This window comes from Gordonia sp. 852002-10350_SCH5691597 (genome assembly GCF_001665715.1).
Taxonomy (GTDB): Bacteria; Actinomycetota; Actinomycetes; order Mycobacteriales; family Mycobacteriaceae; genus Gordonia; species Gordonia sputi.
Map to the genome: position 1 here is coordinate 22352 of NZ_LZMO01000035.1, position 20825 is coordinate 43176.

Annotated in this window: 19 protein-coding genes and 1 pseudogene; 12 read left to right on the forward strand and 8 right to left on the reverse strand. The window is 67.5% G+C overall.

The features are described from left to right. Nucleotides 1-55: 55 nt before the first annotated feature. Both A5777_RS02655 and rfbD read right to left on the reverse strand, forming a co-directional pair. Complete coding sequence (locus tag A5777_RS02655; protein WP_005205800.1) at nucleotides 56-958, reverse strand: glycosyltransferase family 2 protein; 903 nt, start codon at nucleotides 956-958, stop codon at nucleotides 56-58. A 95-nt stretch (nucleotides 959-1053) separates the two neighbouring features. Further along, nucleotides 1054-2055: a dTDP-4-dehydrorhamnose reductase gene (rfbD, locus tag A5777_RS02660; protein ID WP_231894912.1), complete on the reverse strand. Its 1002-nt coding sequence runs from the start codon at nucleotides 2053-2055 to the stop codon at nucleotides 1054-1056. Between the two features lie 277 nt (nucleotides 2056-2332). Here rfbD and A5777_RS02665 point away from each other — a divergent pair, with 277 nt between their 5' ends. The 4 genes and pseudogenes from A5777_RS02665 to A5777_RS02680 all read left to right on the forward strand — a co-directional run bounded on the left by A5777_RS02665 (nucleotide 2333) and on the right by A5777_RS02680 (nucleotide 6405). Then, complete coding sequence (locus tag A5777_RS02665) at nucleotides 2333-4348, forward strand: LCP family protein (RefSeq protein WP_064861535.1); 2016 nt, start codon at nucleotides 2333-2335, stop codon at nucleotides 4346-4348. Further along, nucleotides 4348-5058, forward strand: a complete 711-nt coding sequence (locus tag A5777_RS02670) for a TIGR03089 family protein (protein ID WP_064861536.1) — start codon at nucleotides 4348-4350, stop codon at nucleotides 5056-5058. Before A5777_RS02665 ends, A5777_RS02670 begins: the two co-directional genes overlap by 1 nt. Before the next feature lie 74 nt (nucleotides 5059-5132). Further along, nucleotides 5133-5555, forward strand: a complete 423-nt coding sequence (locus A5777_RS02675) for a nitroreductase family deazaflavin-dependent oxidoreductase (RefSeq protein ID WP_064861537.1) — start codon at nucleotides 5133-5135, stop codon at nucleotides 5553-5555. Then, a pseudogene (locus A5777_RS02680) lies at nucleotides 5552-6405 on the forward strand (dienelactone hydrolase family protein). The gene A5777_RS02675 and the pseudogene A5777_RS02680 overlap by 4 nt, the downstream one beginning before the upstream one ends. A gap of 31 nt (nucleotides 6406-6436) precedes the next feature. On the opposite strand, the gene purE reads toward A5777_RS02680, so the two are convergent. The 5 genes from purE to A5777_RS02705 all read right to left on the reverse strand — a co-directional run bounded on the left by purE (nucleotide 6437) and on the right by A5777_RS02705 (nucleotide 11204). Further along, the gene (purE, locus tag A5777_RS02685) at nucleotides 6437-6946 is read right to left on the reverse strand and encodes a 5-(carboxyamino)imidazole ribonucleotide mutase (protein ID WP_039855548.1); all 510 of its coding nucleotides are present in this window, start codon (nucleotides 6944-6946) and stop codon (nucleotides 6437-6439) included. Nucleotides 6947-7215: 269 nt separating this feature from the next. Then, on the reverse strand, nucleotides 7216-8505 hold the full coding sequence (locus A5777_RS02690; protein WP_005205807.1) for a 5-(carboxyamino)imidazole ribonucleotide synthase: 1290 nt from the start codon (nucleotides 8503-8505) through the stop codon (nucleotides 7216-7218). 58 nt (nucleotides 8506-8563) lie between these two features. Beyond that, nucleotides 8564-9919 (reverse strand): sensor histidine kinase, encoded by a 1356-nt coding sequence (locus A5777_RS02695; RefSeq protein WP_005205808.1) that lies wholly within the window; start codon nucleotides 9917-9919, stop codon nucleotides 8564-8566. Between the two features lie 14 nt (nucleotides 9920-9933). Beyond that, entirely contained in the window at nucleotides 9934-10608 is a 675-nt protein-coding gene (locus A5777_RS02700; RefSeq protein ID WP_005205809.1) for a response regulator transcription factor, read from the reverse strand. Then, nucleotides 10605-11204 (reverse strand): PH domain-containing protein, encoded by a 600-nt coding sequence (locus A5777_RS02705; RefSeq protein ID WP_005205810.1) that lies wholly within the window; start codon nucleotides 11202-11204, stop codon nucleotides 10605-10607. The genes A5777_RS02700 and A5777_RS02705 overlap by 4 nt, the downstream gene beginning before the upstream one ends. Nucleotides 11205-11312: 108 nt before the next feature. Between A5777_RS02705 and A5777_RS02710 the strand changes: the two genes are divergently transcribed. Then, the gene (locus tag A5777_RS02710; protein ID WP_005205811.1) at nucleotides 11313-11963 is read left to right on the forward strand and encodes a DUF6069 family protein; all 651 of its coding nucleotides are present in this window, start codon (nucleotides 11313-11315) and stop codon (nucleotides 11961-11963) included. A 65-nt stretch (nucleotides 11964-12028) separates the two neighbouring features. On the opposite strand, the gene A5777_RS02715 is transcribed toward A5777_RS02710, so the two are convergent. Continuing rightward, complete coding sequence (locus A5777_RS02715) at nucleotides 12029-12862, reverse strand: biotin--[acetyl-CoA-carboxylase] ligase (RefSeq protein WP_442903007.1); 834 nt, start codon at nucleotides 12860-12862, stop codon at nucleotides 12029-12031. 143 nt (nucleotides 12863-13005) lie between these two features. On the opposite strand from A5777_RS02715, the gene A5777_RS02720 reads away from it, so the two are divergent. The 7 genes from A5777_RS02720 (at nucleotide 13006) to A5777_RS02750 (ending at nucleotide 20700) form a co-directional block, all read left to right on the forward strand. Then, nucleotides 13006-14634: an acyl-CoA carboxylase subunit beta gene (locus tag A5777_RS02720; RefSeq protein ID WP_005205813.1), complete on the forward strand. Its 1629-nt coding sequence runs from the start codon at nucleotides 13006-13008 to the stop codon at nucleotides 14632-14634. After that, nucleotides 14631-14876: an acyl-CoA carboxylase subunit epsilon gene (locus tag A5777_RS02725; protein WP_005205814.1), complete on the forward strand. Its 246-nt coding sequence runs from the start codon at nucleotides 14631-14633 to the stop codon at nucleotides 14874-14876. The genes A5777_RS02720 and A5777_RS02725 overlap by 4 nt, the downstream gene beginning before the upstream one ends. 13 nt (nucleotides 14877-14889) lie before the next feature. Then, nucleotides 14890-15600, forward strand: a complete 711-nt coding sequence (locus A5777_RS02730) for a Maf family protein (protein ID WP_005205815.1) — start codon at nucleotides 14890-14892, stop codon at nucleotides 15598-15600. 191 nt (nucleotides 15601-15791) lie between these two features. Then, on the forward strand, nucleotides 15792-16682 hold the full coding sequence (locus A5777_RS02735; RefSeq protein WP_064861542.1) for a sulfurtransferase: 891 nt from the start codon (nucleotides 15792-15794) through the stop codon (nucleotides 16680-16682). A gap of 8 nt (nucleotides 16683-16690) precedes the next feature. Continuing rightward, on the forward strand, nucleotides 16691-17122 hold the full coding sequence (locus A5777_RS02740; RefSeq protein WP_005205817.1) for a SufE family protein: 432 nt from the start codon (nucleotides 16691-16693) through the stop codon (nucleotides 17120-17122). Further along, nucleotides 17119-18609 carry a condensation domain-containing protein gene (locus A5777_RS02745; RefSeq protein ID WP_005205818.1) on the forward strand — a complete coding sequence of 497 codons (1491 nt, stop codon included), beginning with the start codon at nucleotides 17119-17121 and terminating at the stop codon, nucleotides 18607-18609. The genes A5777_RS02740 and A5777_RS02745 overlap by 4 nt, the downstream gene beginning before the upstream one ends. 261 nt (nucleotides 18610-18870) lie before the next feature. Then, nucleotides 18871-20700 carry an acetyl/propionyl/methylcrotonyl-CoA carboxylase subunit alpha gene (locus A5777_RS02750; protein WP_005205819.1) on the forward strand — a complete coding sequence of 610 codons (1830 nt, stop codon included), beginning with the start codon at nucleotides 18871-18873 and terminating at the stop codon, nucleotides 20698-20700. Nucleotides 20701-20825: the final 125 nt, after the last annotated feature.

Below are 20825 nucleotides of genomic sequence, written 5' to 3' on the forward strand. Positions count from 1 at the left end.
ACGTCGGCACTGGGCGCGGAAGTCGACGTGGCCGTGCTCGGCACGGTGAATCCGGTCACTGGTCGTGTCCTCTCGGGTGGGTCGAATCATCATCATCGATCAGGGCGCGCCCCGCAGCGCGGACTGCGAGGCGAGAGCGAACAGCGAGTCCGAGCCGCAGGGCGAGGCGCAGCGGTGCGCGCAGCAGTCCCTGGTTGCGATCAGCCTGGAACATGTAAGCGCTGCGATGGTGTGCGGGCAGCATCGCGCCGGGGTCGCGACCTGCGCTGTGGCCCTTGGTGTGAGTGACCTCGGCGCCCGGCACGTACAGGTTGAGCCATCCGGCTTTGCCGAGCCGATCACCGAGGTCGACGTCTTCCATGTACATGAAGTACCGCTCGTCGAAGCCACCGATCGCCTCGAACGCCTCGCGGCGCACCAGCAGGCACGATCCCGACAGCCACCCGACGGGCCGTTCGCTCGGCGCGACGTCGTCGGCGCGGTAGGCCGCCGTCCACGGATTCGACTTCCACACGGTCCCGAGCAGCGCATGACCCGTTCCCGAGACCAGGCTCGGGACACTGCGTGCCGACGGGTACACCGAACCGTCCGGTTCGTAGATCAGGGGTCCCAGCGCGCCGGCCCGCGGCCACCGTGCGGCGGCTGCGACCAATTCGTCGATCGCACCCGGCGACCACTCGACGTCGGGGTTTGCGATCACGATGAAGTCGACGTCGGCGCCGAGTTCGGCAACCGCCCTGTTGATGCCTCCGCCGTAGCCGATATTGCCGCCGGTGTGCACCAACGTCACGTTGTCGTGGTCGCGGGCGGCGGCCTCGGGCGCGCCGTCGCCGGAGCCGTTGTCGGCGATGATGACGCGGGGTACAGCGGAGGTCGCGTGGTCGAGACTCTTCAAGAAGGTCTCCACGTGGCCGCCGGACCAGTAGGTCACCGTCACGACACCGAGGGCAGAAGTCACCCGGTCAGGGTAACGAACGGCAGGCAGGATCCCCGACGTCCCTCCCGGGTGCGTCCTCCCGCGTTCGTCACAGTGGTCTGCCGATCAGCGGAACCTCACTCGTCGCCGACGCCGGGTTCCGAGATCGCCGCGGCCAGCGCATCCCGCCATCCCCGCAGCGGAGTCAGCCCCGCGCCTGCCCAGGACGACGCGTCGAGGACCGAATAGGCCGGCCGCGGTGCGGGCCGCGGGAACTCGTCTGTGGTCACGGGCGATACCCGCGCCGGGTCGGCACCCACGTCCGCGAAGACGGCCTGCGCGACGTCGAACCACGTGGCGGCACCCGTGTTGGTGGCGTGCAGCACCGCCCCGGTCACGGCGTCGTCGCCGACGCGTGCCGCCAATTCCCACAGGCCGTCGGCGAGGTCGCGCACGTAGGTCGGTGAACCGGTCTGGTCGTCGACGACGGTGATCGCACCGCGCGTCGCCTCGAGACGGCGCATCGTGCCGACGAAGTCGGGGCTGTCGCGGCCTCCGGTGTACACCCAGGCGGTGCGCACGATCGTGGCGGTCGGATCGGCGGCTCGCGCAGCACGCTCGCCCTCGAGTTTTGTTGCGCCGTACACGGTTTCGGGGGCGGGACCGTCGTCGATCATGATCGCTTCGTATGGCGTGGTCCGCGGCGCGGGCCGCGTCTCGCCCTCGGTGGGGCGGCCCCGGGCAGCCCCACCGAAGACGTAGTCGGTGGAGATGTGGATCAGCCACGCGCCGGCTCCGGCGGTCTGCGTCGCCAAATTTGCCGGGCCGCTGGCGTTGACCGCGGCGGCACGTTCGCGATCGGACTCCGCGGCGTCGACGTTGGTGTAGGCCGCGCAATTGACCACGACATCCCCGACGTCGAGGTCGGCGAGCGCCCGCCCGACCGACGCGGCGTCGGAGATGTCGATGTCGCGCGACGTCAGCGCGCGCACGTGCGGCGGTCTGCGTGCAGATTCGAGCAGCGCCGCGCCGAGCTGACCGCCCGCTCCGACGATCCACACCGTGCGCGCTTTCGGTGCGCTACCGCTGTCCGATGGTCCCGCGGCGGGTCCCTCATCTACGTCGTCGCCCCTGTGCATGGCCTCATCGTGCCGCACTGATCACAGCCTCGCGCACGTGACCCGACACACGGGGTGTCGATCGTCACGTCACGCAGACCTCCGACGACGAGATCGCGTCGGCGTTGCAACCGCGATATTGGGCGCCACTTCAGTAGCCTGACGTCAGTACAACAACTTCAGTAACGTCAACCTCTTGAATAACGGCATTCACATGCGTCCCGCGGGGAACGGGACGCGATCCCTTGAGTCGGGAGCCGAACGCCGAATTCGACGATCGCAAAGGACCTGACCACTCGTGGAGTCACGACCCGAAGGCGCGCGTCGGCGGCCCAGCGGCCCTCGACGCCCAACCTCGGACGCGCACGACGAGTCCCGGGCAGCCCATCCCCGACGCCCAGCCCAGGACGCGCACGACGAGCAACGCGCGACCCGCCCGAAACGGCCCCGCCCCGACGGCGCGCCATCAGACGCGCCGCGTCGCGAAGGCGCCGGAGATCCGCGCCGACGGAGTACGGGCCAGCGGACTTCGGAGCGTCAGCGGAGTACGGGCCAGCGGACTTCGGAGCGTCAGCGGACCGGCGAGCGTCGGGGCAATCCCGAGGCGACTCGTCGACAAGGTCCCGACGGTCAGCGCCCGCGTACGCCGCAGCCGCCTCGGCAAGCACCGACCTCACGCCGGACCGCCGCGGCCGCTGACGAGGTCGGCACACCCGCGGAGCCAGGTGTCAAGCGACGGCCGCGGCAGCGTCGCTCCGGCGAGATTCACACCAAGAACTCGGCCACCCTCCCCAACACACCGGACCAGAAGACTCCCGACCAGAAGACCCCGAACCAGGATCCACATCCGCCCGCCCGCGGAACCCTCGCGGCCGTCGGCGGCTTCGGACGCAAAGCCTGGGGGCGCGGACTGATCGCGCTGGTCTCCGTCGCCGTCCTGGTCTGCACCGGGTACGCGTGGAGCAGCGTCAACGGACTGACGTCGAAGATCACCCAGCTCGGTGGCCTCGGTCTCGGCGGAGGCGACGACGGCGCAACCGACATCCTGCTGGTCGGCACCGATTCCCGCACGGACGCCAAGGGCAACCCGCTGTCGTCCGAGGAACTCAAGTGGCTGCGGGCAGGCGACGACATCTCCACCAACACCGACACCATCCTGCTCATTCGCATCCCCAACGACGGATCGTCGGCCACGGCCATCTCGATCCCACGCGACTCGTACGTGTCGGTCCCCGGTATCGGGATGTCGAAGATCAACGCCGCGTACGGCACCACCCGCGAGGGTGCGCGCCAACGAGCAGTCGAAGCGGGCAAGCCCGAAGAAGACGCCGAGCGCGAGGGCACCCTCGCTGGCCGCAAGGCGCTCATCGACACGGTTGCCGACCTCACCGGCGTCAAGGTCGATCACTACGCCGAGGTCGGCCTGCTCGGCTTCGCGTTGCTGACCAAGGCGGTCGGTGGTGTCGAGGTATGCCTCAAAGATGCTGTGAACGAACCGCTTTCGGGTGCGCGTTTCAAGGCCGGACGCCAAACCCTCAATGGCCCACAGGCATTGAGCTTCGTCCGCCAACGCCACGAGCTCCCCCGCGGTGATCTCGACCGCATCACCCGCCAGCAGGTCTACATGGCATCGCTGACGCAGAAAATCCTCTCGGCGCACACCCTCACCGATCCGTCGAAGTTGGACGACCTCGAGAACGCCGTGTCGCGCTCCGTGGTGATCGACGACGACTGGAACGTCGTGCAATTCGCCGAGCAGCTCAAGGATCTCAGCGGCGGGCGCGTCAAGTTCGCCACCATTCCCGTGCTCGACGAACAGGGCTGGAGCGAAGACGGACAGCAGAGCGTCGTGACGGTCGACCCCAATGCCGTGCACACCTTCACCAGCAATCTACTCAACGACGGTGCGTCCAAGTCACAATCACGACGCGGCGACTACACCGTCGACGTCGACAACGCGGGCACCATCGACGGACTGGCGAGCAACGTCTCGAACATCTTGACCAACAAGGGATTCCAGGCGGGCAAGACCAGCAGCACGCCCGCCGACATCAAGGACTCGGTGATCTACGCACACAGCGCCGACAACCCCGGCGCACAGTTGCTCGCGAAGGATCTGCGTGCGGTGCGCGTCGAGGCGCAACCAGACCTCGACGAGCATCACCTGAAGTTGGTGCTCACCAACACCTTTGCCGGTCCGGGATCGATCAACGACACCGGACCACAGACCAACAACACACCCGCCAGCGAGCGCGTGGGCAACAACGCCCCACCGATCACGGCGGGTACCGACGGACCGGTGTGTGTGAACTGATGGCCGACGACACGCTGACCACCTCCCTGCTCGGGCGTATCGACGACTGGGCCCGCCCACTGCTCACCTACTACGACGACCACACCGGCGAACGCACCGAGTTGTCGGGTGCGACGCTGGGCAACTGGGCGGCGAAGACCGCCAACTATCTCGTCGTCGAACTCGGTCTCGCACCCGGCGACGACGTCGTCGTCGATCTGCCCGAACACTGGCAGAGCGCCGCAATCCTGTTGGGCGCGTGGTGGGCAGGCGCGCATGTGCATGTCACCACCGAGGTCGACGTCCCGCGGGTCGCGTTCACCAGCGCCGCGGGAATCGACGAGCACCCCGACGCCGACGAACTCGTCGTCGCCTCGCTCGATCCGTTCGCGCTCGGCGTCGGCGACCTTCCACCGGGGGTCACCGACTATGCGTCGGCGGTCCGCGTGCACGGCGATCAATACTCGCCGCCTCGATATTCGGGGCCTGCGCTCGACGGCGCCCCTGCGGCCGACATCCTCGCCACCGCATCGGCCACAGCATCCGCCGACGGGGTCTCCGCACACAGCCGGGTGCTCTCGACACGTGAATGGCGCACGGGTGCAGGCATTCTGAGTAATCTCATCGCGCCGCTGAGCGTCGGCGCCAGTCTCGTGTGGGTCTCCCCGACCCCCGACACCGACCTTGCGGCGCGTGCGGCCTCCGAGCGCGCAGACGTCGTTCTCGACTGACCACGACGCCCTCGAGGTGAACACTTGTTCCGGAGTGGTTCACGGCGGGCGCCTCATGCGGCAGAGTGGGCCACATGCAGCTACCCGACTGGTTGGCCCGCGCCAACAAGAAGATCACCAATCCCCTGCAACGACGCTGGGCGCCCTATCTGGCGCCGTGGGCAATGATCCATCACGTCGGACGCAAGAGTGGGCGAATCTACTCGAACCCGGTGCTCGCGTGGGTCAGTGAGACGGGCGACGAAAAGAAGATCTACATCATCCTGACCTACGGGCGCGACACCGACTGGGTACGTAACACGCTCGCCGCGGGCTCGGCCGGGATCACTCGAAAAGGCAAGCAGTACACACTGGTCCGGCCCACCATCATTCCCGCCGACTCACCCGACCTTCCGCTCGCAGCCGGTCTCGCAGGCCGCGCGTTCGAGTGGGCACTCCAGGGCACCCTCGTCGCCCCTGACGGACGCGAGGCGTGGTCGACAGGCACGTCGCGGTGACCCGACACACCGCCGACGACCCGCTCTCCGACTTCGACGTACGGATCGCAACCCACCACGGCACCCCTCGCCGCGTCCACAGCATCGGCGAGGGACCCGCCGTGATCATCATCACCGAGATGCCCGGTATCAGTCCCGCCGTCGCCGACTGCGCCAGACGGGTCGCGGGTATCGGAGCAACCGCGGTCATGCCGTCGATCTACGGTGTCGACGGTCAGGACCCGTCACCGTCGAATCTCGGGGTCATCGGGGCGCGTCGAACATGCTCGGCACGATGGGACGCGCCTGCATCAGCAGGGATTTCACGATCCTGGCGACGGGCAGGACCTCACCTGCCGTCGAGTGGATGCGGGCATTGGCCGCCGAGGAACACCAGCGCTGCGGCGGGCCAGGTGTCGGCGCGATCGGCATGTGCTTCACCGGCGGGTTCGCCCTCGCGATGGCCACCGACGAACGCATCCTTGCGCCCGTCCTGGCTCAACCGTCGCTGCCGTTCGCGATCAGCCCCCGTCGTGCACGATCACTCGACATCTCCGACGACGACCTCGCAACGGTCGTCGGACGGTGCGCACGCGGACTCGACGTCATGGGCGTGCGATTCGAGGGCGATCGGATGTCGCCACCGTCGCGCTTTCGGTTCCTACGCGAAGTCCTCGGCGACGCATTCCTCGCGATCGAACTGCCCGATTCGGCGGCCAATCCGGAATCACCGTTGCCGACACCGCATTCCGCGCTCACCAACGACCTCGTCGACGTTCCGGGCGAACCGACGCACGACGCCCTGGTCGCGGTACTCGACTTCTTCGCCGAGCGGCTCGGGATCACCAAGCCGGTCGCGGACGATCAGTAGCCGCTGATCAGTAGCTGGTCAGCCCAGCTTCTCAGTCGCCGCCGAGCAGCCGCTGACGCAGGGCGGCGTCCTTGTCGAGCACAAGTTGTTCGAGTCCACGCTGGAAGGCCTCCATGCGTGCCCGCAGCACGGGGTCGGATGAACCGAGGATGCGTACCGCGAGCAGCCCCGCGTTGCGCGCGCCGCCCACCGACACGGTCGCCACCGGGACGCCAGCGGGCATCTGCACGATGGACAGCAGCGAGTCCATGCCGTCGAGGTAGCGCAGCGGTACCGGCACACCGATGACGGGCAGCGGGGTGGCAGCGGCGACCATTCCCGGGAGATGTGCCGCGCCTCCCGCGCCCGCAATGATGACCTCGATGCCCTCGCCCGCAGCCGACTTCGCGTAGTCGAGCATGCGCTGCGGGGTGCGATGCGCCGACACGACACCGACCTCGAACGGGACGTCGAACTCCGCGAGCGCTTCGGCCGCGGCCTCCATCGTCGGCCAGTCCGAGTCGCTGCCCATGATCAGTCCGACGCGGGCCCGGCTGCGGATCGGCGGCGACGCCGGCTCGGCTTCAAAAGCGGTGCCGGTTTCAAAAGCGGCGCCCGCCTCCGTGGCGGTGTCGGACTCGGGAGCGGCGCCGGACTCGCCGGCCACGTCCGGCGCAGATGTAGCGCCTGCCTGGGTCGTCCCAGTCTCCGTTGTCCCAGCCTCCGCTGCCGCGGTCTCCGTTGCCCCAGCCTCGGTCGTGTCTGTCTCGTGGTCCACCAGGTCGCCTGTCGTTTCGTCGTTCACGGTCTCGTCGTTCACGGATTCGTCGTTCATGAATGCGGGTCCCAACCGTCCGTCCACTCGGCGTGTGACATCCAGTGCGCCGCGCGCTCGGCACGCTCGCGAACCGCAGCGCCATCCTCGCCCGGCTTCCCCACGATGTTGACATGGCCGATCTTCCGATCGGCGCGTTCTCCCTTTCCGTACAGGTGAATTCGCGCGTCGGGCATGCGTGCCATCAGATGGTGGGTGCGCTCATCCATCGACATCTCCGGCGCCTGTGGTGCGCCGAGGATGTTGGCCATCACGGTCACCTCGGCGCGCGGCGAGGTGTCGCCGAGCGGGTAGTCGAGAACGGCCCGGAGGTGCTGTTCGAACTGCGACGTCACAGCCCCGTCCATCGTCCAGTGGCCACTGTTGTGTGGACGCATCGCGAGCTCGTTGACCAGCAGCTCGCCGTCGGTGGTCTCGAAGAGTTCCATCGCCATCACACCGACGACGCCGAGTTCCGATGCCAGCCGCAGCGACATCTCCTGTGCACGTTCGGCGGTCTCGGCACTCAGATCCGGTGCGGGAGCGATGACCACCGCGCACTGTCCCCGACGCTGCACGGTCTCGACCACAGGCCATGCGCCACCCTGCCCGAACGGCGAGCGCGCGATCATCGCCGACAGTTCGCGGCGCATCTGCACCTTTTCCTCGGCGATCAGGTCGACGCCGGCAGCGAACTGCTCGTCGAACACCGCGAGCGCGTCCGGCCCGTTGTCGACGATCCACACGCCACGTCCGTCGTATCCGCCGCGTACGGCCTTCAACACGATGTTCCAGCCGTGCCGTTCACCGAATTCGACGAGTCGGCCGCGAGCCAGTCCGAGGTCACCTGCGAGGTCGGCGAAATCGGGTACAGGTAGCCCCAATTCGCTCAGCTTCACCCGCATCGCCCGCTTGTCCTGCGCGAACACCAGCGCGGCCGACGGTGGCCGCACCGCGACGCCCTCGGACTCCAGCACCCGAAGATGCTCGAGGGGCACCCCCTCGTGGTCGAAGGTCAGCGCCACCGCACCAGTGGCGGCGCGTCGGAGATCGTCGAGATCGTCGTGCGAGCCGAGCACGACGTCCGCACTGACCTGGGCGGCGGGATCTGTCGCACTCGCGGCGAGCACGCGCAGACACTCGCCGAGCGCGATCGAGGCCTGGTGAGTCATCCGGGCGAGCTGACCACCACCGATCATCGTCACGGTCGGCAAGATGTCGCGTTCGGGAATCGCTCGGGCGGCCGCATCGGGCGGTGCCGCGGCGTTTGCGCCGGTATCTGGATCTCGGGCAGTCACGCGATACATCGTGGCATGGCCGGCGTGACTGCCGCTTCACCGACCATGCAATGGGCATCCACCCACGTCACCGATGAGGTACCCGGTCGCGCCGCAGCCCCACCCGTGCGCCGACATCGCGCGACGTCGACGATGCACCGGCGCCCTGGGGTCGGGCGTTCTCGTGGTCGGCCGCGGGCACCACGATCGCGAACACCGGCGGCCGTCGCGACGTGAGTTCGAGTCGTCCGCCGTCGGCCTCGACGAGTGCTCGGGCGAGTGAGAGTCCGACACCGTTGCCCGCGCCGCCGGAGAACCCTCGGCGGAAGATGTCGGTCGCCACGTCGTCGGCGACGCCGGGGCCCTCGTCGGACACGGTGATGCGCAACATGTCGCCTTTGAGGTCGCTGACGGAGATTCGACACTCCCCGCTGCCGTGCTGTAGCGCGTTGTCGACGAGCACGCTGACCGCTTCCCGCAGCCGACCGGGACCGGCGCTGCGCGCAATCGCGTCGCCGGAGAATGATGCGGCCAACGTGCGGCCCTCGGCGGTGAAGGCCTGATCGAAGTCACCGACAAGGGTCATGATCAGCGACGACACGTCGATGCTGTGGGGTTGTACCGGTTCGTCGCGTGAGGCCGCAACGAGTTCGTCGAGTTCCGCGGCGAGACGCTCAACCTGCCCGAGCGCGGCTTCGGCCTCGCTCACGACGGCCGGATCGTCGTGCAGCGAGAGTTCGTCGAGTCGCAGTTGGATCGCGGTGAGGCGCGATCGAATCTGATGCGAGACATCGCCGACGATCTCGCCCTCGCGTTCGAGCCGCAGTGCGATCTCGGCGTTCGCGTCGCCCAGCGCGCGCGAGACGCGGTCGAGCTCGTCGATACCGTAGGTCTTCCACCGCGACCGGAAGTCGCCGCGAGCCATGGCCTCCGAACGGTCGGCGAGGTCGATGAGAGGGTCGGCGATGCGCCCGGCCGTCACCGCAGCCGCGACGGTGCCGGCGGCCATCGATCCCGCGACCACGAGGCAGACGATGCCGACAGCGGCGAGTTGGTCGCTGCGGACGCTGTCCATCGGGATCTCGAGAATCAACGTGCCCGCAGCGCCGAGGCCGATCGAATCCGACATCGTCGCGCCGGTGATGTCGGCGCCGATCGACGTGATGGCCCGCCTACCGTTGGCGTCCTGATAGCGCAGGGTGAGCCTGCCGTCCTCGGGAAGCATGAGCCGAATCGACTCCGAGTCGATGGCCGCGTTGTTGAGGTGTTCGCCCATCTCCGCCTGGCGGATGATCTGATCGGAGATCGTCTTCAGACGCGAATCCATCAACTGGTGCGCGCTGTCGGCCACCCACCACCATGCGATGACGCTGAGCGGGATTCCCAGCAGCGCGCCGACCGCCATGAGCATGGCGATCATCGTGTAGAGGATTCGACGGCGCACTGGAAGGTCTCTCCCTAGGCGTCGAACCGAAAGCCGACGCCGCGCACCGTCACGATGTGGCGCGGTCGGTCGTGACGGTCGTCGCCGATCTTGCGACGCAACCAGGAGATGTGCATGTCGAGGGTCTTCGACGAACGCAGGTCCGCAGAACCCCACACCTCGGTCAGGATCTCGTCGCGCGACACCACCTCACCGGCACGCTCCATGAGGAAGCGCAGCAGATCGAACTCGCGGTTCGCGAGCACCAGGTCTTCTCCGTTGACGAGCACCCGCCGCCCGCGCGCGTCGAGTTGGACGTCGCCGCCGGTGAGCACGACGTCGACGGTCTGCCGTCGCCGCAGCAGCGCGCGCACCCGCGCGAGCAGTTCGGCCAACCGGAAGGGCTTGCCCACGTAGTCGTCGGCGCCCGCGTCGAGTCCGACGACGAAATCGACCTCGTCGGTGCGCGCGGTCAGCATCAACACCGCGAGCTCGGGACGTTCGACGCGCACGCGCCGACACACCTCGAGTCCGTCGATCTCCGGAAGCCCGAGGTCGAGGATGAGCAACTCATAGCGTTGATCGCGGGCCTGCTCGAGCGCAGCCGATCCCGTCCCGACGACGTCGCATCCGTAGCCCTCGCGGGCGAGCGCACGCGCCAGCGGTTCGGCGATCGCCGCGTCGTCTTCTGCCAGCAATACGTCCGTCATCGCCTGTCGACCTCCACGCGGCGAGAGTACGCGGAGTCGCCGTCGTGTCGGCGACCCTCGTGTCTGTCGGCCAGGTCAAAGCGGTCGCCGAAGTCATCCTCGTGTTCGTCGAGCACCTCGTGATACAGCAGCGAATGCACCCGTTCGACCTGCGGCACGTCGTCGAACAGGAGCGGTTCGTCGGACGCCGACTCGATGACCAGGGTGCCGGTGCGCAGCATGCGGTCGAGGAGTCCGTGTCGAAATTCGACGGTGTTGATCCGTCGGATGGGAATGTCGATACCCGAGCGGGTGAGCACTCCCCTGCGGAAGATCACGCGACGGTCGGTGAGTACGAAGTGAGTCGATTTCCATGCGATGAGCGGACGGACGAAGAACCAGACCGCGGCAGCGACCCAGCACGCCGCGACAACGATGTTGAGAATCAGCGCGAGCGTCGTGTTCATCGTCGACGCCCCGATCGCCCCCGCCGCGAGTCCTGCGAGTCCTGTGCACACGATGAAGATCGAGAACGGGCCGATCAGACACTTCCAGTGCGGGTGGTGATGCACGACGACGCGCTCACCACTCGCGAGGTTGTCCCTGGGAAACGACATGAATCTCAGCATATCCGCAGATGAACGGGCGGTCGGTCAACCCGGCCCGGCTCCTGCCGCCCGCTCGGTAGACTGCGTGCACACGACGCGCAACAGGTCAGGAGAACCATGAGCTACCGCGACCCCCGCGACCCCCGAGATCAGGACCCCAGGGATCAGGGAACGGCGCGCTACGAGACCGGCTACTCGCCGCAGTCGCGTGCCTACAGCCAGCCGACCGATCGGTACCAGCAGCAATACGGCAATCAGCAGCCCGGCGACCCTCGCTACAGCTCCGGCCAGTCCGACCCGAGATACGCCGCCGCGGGCTCGTACCCGAACCAGCCCAAGCAGCGTCAACGACCGAACATCAACGCGGGTCTCTACGCGGGCGGCGTCGTGATGACGGGCGTCGTGACCGGCCTGGCCGCCTGGCTGGTGGCGTGGATCATCCGGGCCATCGCCCAACGCGTCAACGAGGCGGGCAATCTCGGCGTCTGGAACCCACTCGCGCAGGACGAGTATTGGTTCGCGATCACCGGATTCCTGTGCGCACTCGCGGGCGGCGCCCTCTGGTACGTCCTCTACCTGACGACCCCGTCGCCCAACCAGTTCTACCGCTGGATCGTCGGGCTACTGATCGCCGCAGCGGTGATCATCCCGCTTGTGCTGTCGGCGCAGATATCCACCGGGATCGGTACGGCCGTGGTCCATCTCGTCATCGGACTCCCGGTGCTGTCGCTGATCCCCGCAATGGGCGAGAAGAGCATCCAGCGCTGAATCCGTGGGCGCTGAACTCCGCAGACACTGAACTCCGCAGGCACTGAATTCCGTCGGAACTGTGCTCAGTCCTGCGCGGGACGCAGGTGCAGCACGTCGCCCGCGGCGGCCGTGAATTTCTGGCCGTCATCGGTGCGCACTGTGATCCGCCCCTGCTCGTCGATGTCGTCGGCAACACCCTCGACATCGCGGTCCCCCGGCAGCGAGAGCCGAACACGACGCCCGAGCGTGTCGCAGCGATCTCGATAACGTCGCGCGACCTCGGCGATGTCGTCGGGCCACGGCGCGTCGGCCAGCGCCCGCAGGTACTCCGCCACCAGTGCGGCAACGTCGACCGGGCGGCCGCTTTCCACCCGCAGGCTCGTGGCCGTCGGCACCGGAAGCTCGTCGGCGGTCATGCCGGTGTTGATTCCGATCCCGACCACCACCACCCCGCCCGTCGACGCCGGGATGTACTCGGCGAGGATGCCCGCCACCTTTTTCCCGTCGACGAGCACGTCGTTGGGCCACTTGAGTGTGGGACGTACGCCCGTTGCCGACTCGATGGCCGACGCCGCGGCCACCCCCGTCGCCAACGACAACCAGCCCAGCTGCTCGGTCTGATCGCCCGCGTCGAGCGCCACCGAGATGGCCACCTGCCCTCCCGCGGGAGCCGACCACACCCGCGCGTGCCTACCGCGCCCCGACGTCTGGTCGGTAGTGATGCGCACGGTTCCGACGATCCCCGGCTCCCCCGCACGCGCTGCGAGATCGGCGTTGGTCGACCCCGTCGACTCGACGACCTCGATCGTCGACCCCACACCGCTTGCGGGCGAACCGAAGCGTTCCACGATGGCTGCACGCAACGCGTCGGCGTCCTGAGATGGTCGGGAATCCTGTGGTGTCTGCTCGTCGCTCACAGGTATCGAGATTAGTCACCCGAGCAGCGTCGTCGTGGCACACTTCGACACCTCGACGTGGCACCGATCACGAGAAAGATGAGGACGATCTCATATTGGGGTGGTTGACGCGGGCTACCGAGCGCTCGATAGCATCGGCTGTTATGACCTCTGCGCCGCAGCAGCCCGACGCTGCTCCAGACATCCACACCACCGCAGGCAAACTCGCCGACCTGCGCGAGCGCCTCGACGAGACGTTGCATCCGGTCGGTGAGGCCGCCATCGAGAAGATCCACGACAAGGGCAGACTCACCGCCCGCGAGCGCATCACGCATCTTCTCGACGAGGGGTCGTTCGTCGAACTCGACGCGCTCGCCCGTCATCGCAGCACCAACTTCGGTCTCGCAGAACGCCGCCCCGTCGGCGACGGTGTCGTGACCGGGTACGGCACCATCGACGGCCGCGAGGTCTGTGTCTTCAGCCAGGATGTCACCGTCTTCGGCGGCAGCCTCGGCGAGGTCTACGGCGAGAAGATCGTCAAGGTCATGGACCTCGCGATCAAGACCGGCCGCCCTCTGATCGGCATCAACGAGGGTGCGGGCGCCCGCATCCAGGAGGGCGTGGTCTCCCTCGGTCTCTACGCCGACATCTTCTACCGCAATGTGCGCGCATCCGGCGTGATCCCGCAGATCTCGCTGATCATGGGACCTGCTGCCGGCGGCCACGTCTACTCGCCCGCGCTGACCGACTTCGTCGTGATGGTCGATCAGCAGAGCCAGATGTTCATCACCGGTCCCGACGTCATCAAGACGGTCACCGGTGAGGACGTGACGATGGAGGCGCTCGGCGGCGCCAACACCCACATGACCAAGTCGGGTGTGGCCCACTACGTGGCGTCCGACGAGGAGGACGCACTCGAGTACGTCCGCGACCTGCTCGCCTACCTGCCGAGCAATAACCGCGCAGATCCGCCGCGGCTGCCCGTCGACGAACCCGCCGCCGGTTCGATCGAGGACACCCTCACCGATGAGGATCTCGAACTCGACACGCTCATCCCCGACTCACCGAACCAGCCGTACGACATGCACGAGGTCATCCGGCGCATCCTCGACGACGACGAGTTCCTCGAGGTGCAGGCCGAGTACGCGACCAACATCCTCGTCGGCTTCGGCCGGGTCGACGGACGCAGCGTCGGCATCGTCGCCAACCAGCCGACCCAGTTCGCGGGCTGCCTCGACATCAACGCATCGGAGAAAGCCGCGCGTTTCGTGCGCACCTGCGACGCGTTCAACGTCCCGATCGTGACCCTCGTCGACGTTCCCGGCTTCCTCCCCGGCACCGACCAGGAATACAACGGCATCATCCGTCGTGGGGCCAAGCTGCTCTACGCCTACGGCGAGGCGACCGTCGGCAAGATCACCGTCATCACCCGCAAGGCGTACGGCGGTGCGTATGACGTCATGGGTTCCAAGCACATGGGTGCCGACGTCAACCTTGCGTGGCCGACCGCTCAGATCGCCGTGATGGGCGCATCGGGAGCCGTCGGATTCGTTTATCGTGCGCGCCTCAAGGAGGCCGCGGCCAACGGCGAGGACGTCGACGCGCTGCGCCTCCAACTGCAGGAGGAGTACGAGGACACGCTGGTCAACCCCTACGTCGCCGCCGAGCGTGGCTACGTCGATGCGGTCATCCCGCCGAGCCACACACGCGGCCAGATCGCGACCGCACTCAAGCTCCTCGAGCGCAAGGTCGTCAACGTACCACCCAAGAAGCATGGGAACATTCCGCTGTGAGCTCACCTGACGACAACACGCCTGCCGACGCCGAAGCCGGGCAGCAATCGGCCCGCTCCGTGTTGCGTGTCGTGAAGGGCAATCCGACCGACGAGGACGTCGCAGTTCTGGTGGCACTGCTCGCCACCGGTGGCGGTGGCGCTCCGGAACCGCACAGCGCGGAGCCGCGCAACGACTGGGGCCGTCCGATCGACCGCCTCCGTCCTGTGTGTGGTTCGGCGTCGTCGTTCCTGCGCTTCTGACGGGAACGCCGACGTGTCCAGCGAGGAGTCCGACGCGACCCGAGCCGGTCGACGCTACGAGGTGATCCTCGGCTCGGCGTCGCCCGCGCGCCTGACGGTGCTGCGTCATGCGGGTCTCGACCCGAGAGTCGTCGTAGCCGACGTCGACGAGGACCACCTCCTCGAAACCATGGCTGCCGAGAATCCGGGCGACGCCGTGACGCGACTGGCCGAAGCGAAGGCCGACTCGGTGATCGCGACCCTGTTGGCCGAACGCATCGACCACGCCGCCACCGACGACGCGCAGACCCTCCCCGACCTCGTGGTGCTCACGTGCGACTCGATGCTCCTGTATCGAGGCACGCTGACGGGTAAACCACACTCTGCGCAGGTGGCGATCGAGCAGTGGAAGCGAGTGCGCGGCGACGAGGCCCAGCTCGTGACGGGCCACTGCGTGGCGCACATCAGCGGACTCGATGTGGTCGGACGTTCGGCGGAGTCCGCGTCGACGGTGGTCCGGTTCGCCGACGTCGACGACGACGAGATCGAGGCGTATGTGTCGACGGGCGAACCGCTCGAGGTCGCGGGCGCGTTCACGCTCGACGGCCGTGGCGGGTGGTTCATCGCGGGTATCGAGGGCGACCCGTCGTCGGTGATCGGCATAGGACTGCCCACCGTCCGTCACCTTCTGCGCCGACTGGACATCCCGGTCGCGGCCCTGTGGTCTCCCAACGCGTCTTCCTAGCACCCGCGCCGGACTGATATCCGGGCACGAGTCGTCCCCGACACGAGTGCCCCAAACGTGTCTAGGTCGTCACAAAACGACTGGTGAACCGCGCCCGCCCAACCGTGCGGACGGAGTGTTGTCGACTAGGCTGAATTTCGCCGTCCTGCGCCGCCCGCGCCGTGGCCCGATCCGAGCTGGAGAATCTCACCGTGACTGTGGAAACCGATCCGAACCCGGCCTTCGCCGGTTACGCGCACCCTGAGCGTCTGGTCACCACGCAGTGGCTGTCCGCGCATCTGGGGGCCAAGGGTCTCAAGATCATCGAGTCCGACGAAGACGTCCTGCTCTACGACATCGGTCACATCCCGACCGCACAGAAGGTCGACTGGCACCTTCACCTCAACGATCAGGTGGTGCGCGACTACATCGACGGCGAGCAGTTCGCAGAGTTGATGCGCAGCAAGGGAATCGAACGCGACGACACCATCGTCATCTACGGCGACAAGAGCAACTGGTGGGCCGCGTACGCACTGTGGGTCTTCACGTTGTTCGGTCACGAGGACGTTCGCCTACTCGACGGCGGTCGCGACGCATGGATATCGGAGGATCGCGACACCTCCTTCGACGTCCCCGAGTACCCGCGGTCGGACTACCCCGTCGTCGAGCGCGACGACTCGCTGATCCGCGCCTTCGAGGCAGATGTACGCGACTCGCTCGGCACCGAGCCGCTGGTCGACGTGCGCTCGCCGCAGGAGTACACCGGCGAACGCACCCACATGCCCGACTACCCCGAAGAGGGTGCGCTGCGCGGTGGTCACATCCCGACGGCGATCTCTATCCCGTGGGCCAAGGCCGCACGCGCCGACAGCCGATTCCGTTCACGTGCCGAACTCGACGAGATCTACGGCGACCTCGACCCCGCAACCCCGACCATCGCGTACTGCCGCATCGGCGAGCGGTCGAGCCACACCTGGTTCGTGCTGACCCATCTCCTCGGATTCACACACGTGCGCAATTACGACGGGTCGTGGACCGAGTGGGGTAACGCCGTGCGCGTCCCCATCGCGGTCGGCGAAGAACCCGGCGACGCACCCGCGTAGGAATACCGATGGGCACACTCCCCGCATCCCTTGCCGAGATCGTCGACGACTTTGCCGCACTTGGCGATTCGGACAAGGTGACACTCCTCCTCGAGTTCGCGGGCGAACTCCCCGCACTCCCCGACGACCTCGCGACCGAGGCGATGGAACCGGTACCGGAGTGCCAATCGCCGGTGTTCTTATCGGTCGACGCCGCCGACGCCGACGCCGTGAGGCTCTATTTCAGCGCCCCGCCGGAGGCCCCGACGACCCGCGGTTTCGCGTCCATCCTCGCCCAGGGCCTCGACGGCGAATCCGCCGACGCGATCCTCGCGGTGCCCGGCGATTTCTACCACGACCTCGGACTCGACGCCGCGGTCAGTCCACTGCGTCTTCGCGGTATGGCCGGGATGCTCGGCAGGGTGAAGAGCCAGGTACGCAGTCAGACCGGTCATCAGTGAAGTTCATCCAGATCCTCGAGGAGCCGATCGAACCGGGCGGTCTCGTCGAGTGGGTTCCTTCTGTTCCCGGCGGACTCGGAGGCTGGCTCGACGACACACGGCTGACGTCGCACAACCACGAGCAGCATCTGCGCGACGCGTTCGACTACCGCGTGCGCACCCGCAAGGAGGGCGGTCGCGAGTCATGGCTCGGACTGTCGATCCACTTCGACGAACCGCTCTCGATTCCCGCTATCCGTGCCGCGCTGTCGCAGTGGATCGATCGCCACGAGGTACTGCGCAGCCACGTCATCATCAAGGCCGACGGCCTGCACCGGTTGAGCACGCCGCCGGGCACCGTCCGACTCAAGATGGGCCGAATCGGGTGGTACTCCGAGTCCGGTCCGCTCCTCGAACAGATCGCGGGCGCCTTCGACCGCGCGACCGCCCCGATGCAATGGCCCGCCTACATGTTCGCCACCGTCGGCCGCGAATCGTCGTTCACGCTGCTGTTCGCCGCCGACCACTCGTTGGTCGACGGCTACTCGCTGATCATGGCCCAGCACGAACTGATCACGCTCTATCGAGCCGCACGCGACCGCACCGACCCCGCACTGCCCGAGGTCGGTAGCTACGTCGACTTCAGCGCACAGGAGCGTCGACTCGCCGACCAAACCGGAGCCGACCATCCCAGCGTGTCCACCTGGACGTCGTTTCTGAAGACAGGCGCAGGCGACATGCCTGCGTTCCAGACACCGGCGGCGAACACCGCCGTCGACGAGCCGCCCGATCCCGCTGTCGACGTCCCGCAGGAGTCGCTGTCGGGTGTGATCGTCGACGACGACTCGGCGAACCGCTTCACGGCGGTGTGCTCGGAGGCCGGCGGCACTCTGACCGCGGGGATACTCGCCGCGTTCGCGATCGTCCATCATCGCCGCACCGGTGATCGGGAGTTCCGCTGCGTCCTGCCGCGGCACACACGAAACGAGCAGCGGTGGCTCACCGCGCTTGGTTGGTTCGTCGCCGTCGCCCCGTTCTGCCTGGACATGTCGGATTCGCCCACCTTCGACCAAGCGGTGGCCCGCGCAACCGACGAGCTCAAACGCGCACGTCAGGGCGCATCACTGCCATTCCTGCGTGTTGCGGATCTCATCGGCTATCGGGGTGAACCGCAGTTCGTCATCTCGTTCATCGACACGCGCTACGCTCCCGGCGCCGCCGAGGCCGACAGTGGCCGCGCCACCGTGATCAGAAGCCACAGTTACGCCCGCAACGAGGTCTTCATCTGGATCAACCGCACACCGTCGGGTATGCGCTTCTCGGCACGATTCCCCCAAGAAAGCCATGTCGGCGAGGTCGTCGGCCCCACGCTGATCGCCGACCCCGAAGCACGTACCGCTCCGGGTGAGATCGCGCGCGAGGAGGGTCCGGTGCACGCCTACCTGCATGATTTCGCCGAGTTCGTCCGGTCCGTCGGTGACGCAAGCACATTCGGTTCCACGGTGTGACCCCGACCGCAACCGAACGATTGCTCGGTGGGCTAGGGTGAACCGCGGAACCCACCCGATAGACTCGAGTGGTTGACGTCGCCCAGATGACACCCTCCAGGTGAGAGCACAGTCCACGTGACAACACCGCCCAGGCGTGACACCGGTACGACGAAGCCGCACGATCAACAACGAGTGGTGAGACGAGGGGGACGTCGCACACCGGCGGCAGCACCCCGTGAAGACAGCTCAGCACAGAGCCAGGCCCAGGAGATCAAGCAAGTGCCCAGTGAACAAGCGCCCAACTCCACGATCAGCTCCAACTCGACGATCAACAAGGTCCTGATCGCCAATCGAGGAGAGATCGCGGTCCGCGTCATCCGCGCCGCGCGCGACGCCGGAATCCCCAGCGTCGCGGTCTACGCGGAACCCGACGCGAACGCCAAGTTCGTGAAGCTCGCCGACGAGGCCTTCGCCCTCGGCGGTCAGACCTCCGCAGAGTCGTACCTGGTCTTCGACAAGATCCTCGACGCCGCCGCGAAGTCGGGCGCCAACGCCATCCACCCCGGCTACGGGTTCCTGTCCGAGAACGCCGATTTCGCCCAGGCAGTGCTCGACGCCGGTCTCATCTGGATCGGACCGTCACCGCAGTCGATCCGCGACCTCGGCGACAAGGTCACCGCGCGCCACATCGCACTGAAGGCCGACGCCCCGATGGCTCCGGGCACCAAGGACCCGGTCAAGAACGCCGACGAGGTCGTCGCATTCGCCGAGGAGTACGGCGTGCCGGTCGCGATCAAGGCGGCGTTCGGCGGCGGTGGCCGCGGCATGAAGGTGGCCTACACCATTGCGGAGATCCCCGAGCTGTTCGAGTCGGCCACCCGTGAGGCCATCTCCGCGTTCGGTCGCGGCGAATGCTTCGTCGAGCGCTACCTCGACAAAGCGCGCCACGTCGAGGCGCAGGTCATCGCCGATCAGCACGGCAACGTGATCGTCGCCGGTACCCGCGACTGCTCGCTGCAGCGTCGTTTCCAGAAGCTCGTCGAGGAGGCACCCGCACCGTTCCTCACCGACGAACAGCGCAACCGCATCCACTCGTCGGCGAAGGCCATCTGCCGCGAGGCCGGTTACTACGGTGCGGGCACCGTCGAATTCCTCGTCGGCAACGACGGCCTGGTCTCGTTCCTCGAGGTCAACACCCGCCTGCAGGTCGAGCACCCGGTCACCGAGGAGACGTCGGGCATCGACCTCGTCCGCCAGCAGTTCCGAATCGCCAACGGCGAGAAGCTCGAGTTCTCCGAAGACCCCGCACCGCGCGGACACTCCATCGAGTTCCGGATCAACGGCGAAGACCCCGGCCGCAACTTCCTGCCCGCCCCCGGCCCGATCACGGTCTACAAGGAGCCATCGGGTCCCGGTGTGCGCGTCGACTCCGGCGTCGAGCAGGGCGACGTCATCGGCGGACAGTTCGATTCGATGCTCGCCAAGCTCATCGTCACCGGCGAGAACCGCGAGCAGGCACTCGAGCGTGCGCGCCGCGCCCTCGACGAGTTCGAGGTCGAGGGACTCGCAACGGTCCTCCCCTTCGACCGTCACATCGTCACCAACCCCGCGTTCGTCGGCCACACCGATGAGAACGGCGTCGAGACGTTCGACGTCTACACCAAGTGGATCGAGACCGACTGGGACAACCCGATCGAGCCCTACACCGGTGGCGCAGCCATCGAAGAGGACGATTCGGCGCCGCGCCAGAACGTGGTCGTCGAGGTCGGTGGCCGCCGCGTCGAGGTCTCACTGCCCGGCGACCTCGCTCTCGGCGGAGGGTCGTCGAGCAATGGCGTTGTCCGCAAGAAGCCGAAGCCGCGCACTCGCAGCAAGGGTGCCGGTGCTGCCGCGTCCGGCGACTCGGTTGCCGCGCCCATGCAGGGCACCGTCGTCAAGATCGCCGTCGAGGAGGGCCAGGAGGTCTCCGCAGGCGACCTCGTCGTGGTGCTTGAGGCGATGAAGATGGAGAACCCGGTGACCGCGCACAAGGACGGTGTCGTGACCGGCCTCGCCATCGAGGCGGGCGCAGCCGTCACCCAGGGCACCGTGCTGCTCGAGATCAAGTAGCCACCCACCATCCATCCAGTCGGGGGGGGGGGGGGGGGGGGGGGGGGGGGGGGGGGGGGGGGGGGGGGGGGGGGGGGGGGGCGGGGGGGGGGGGGGGGGGGGGGGGGGGGGGGGGGGGGGGGGGC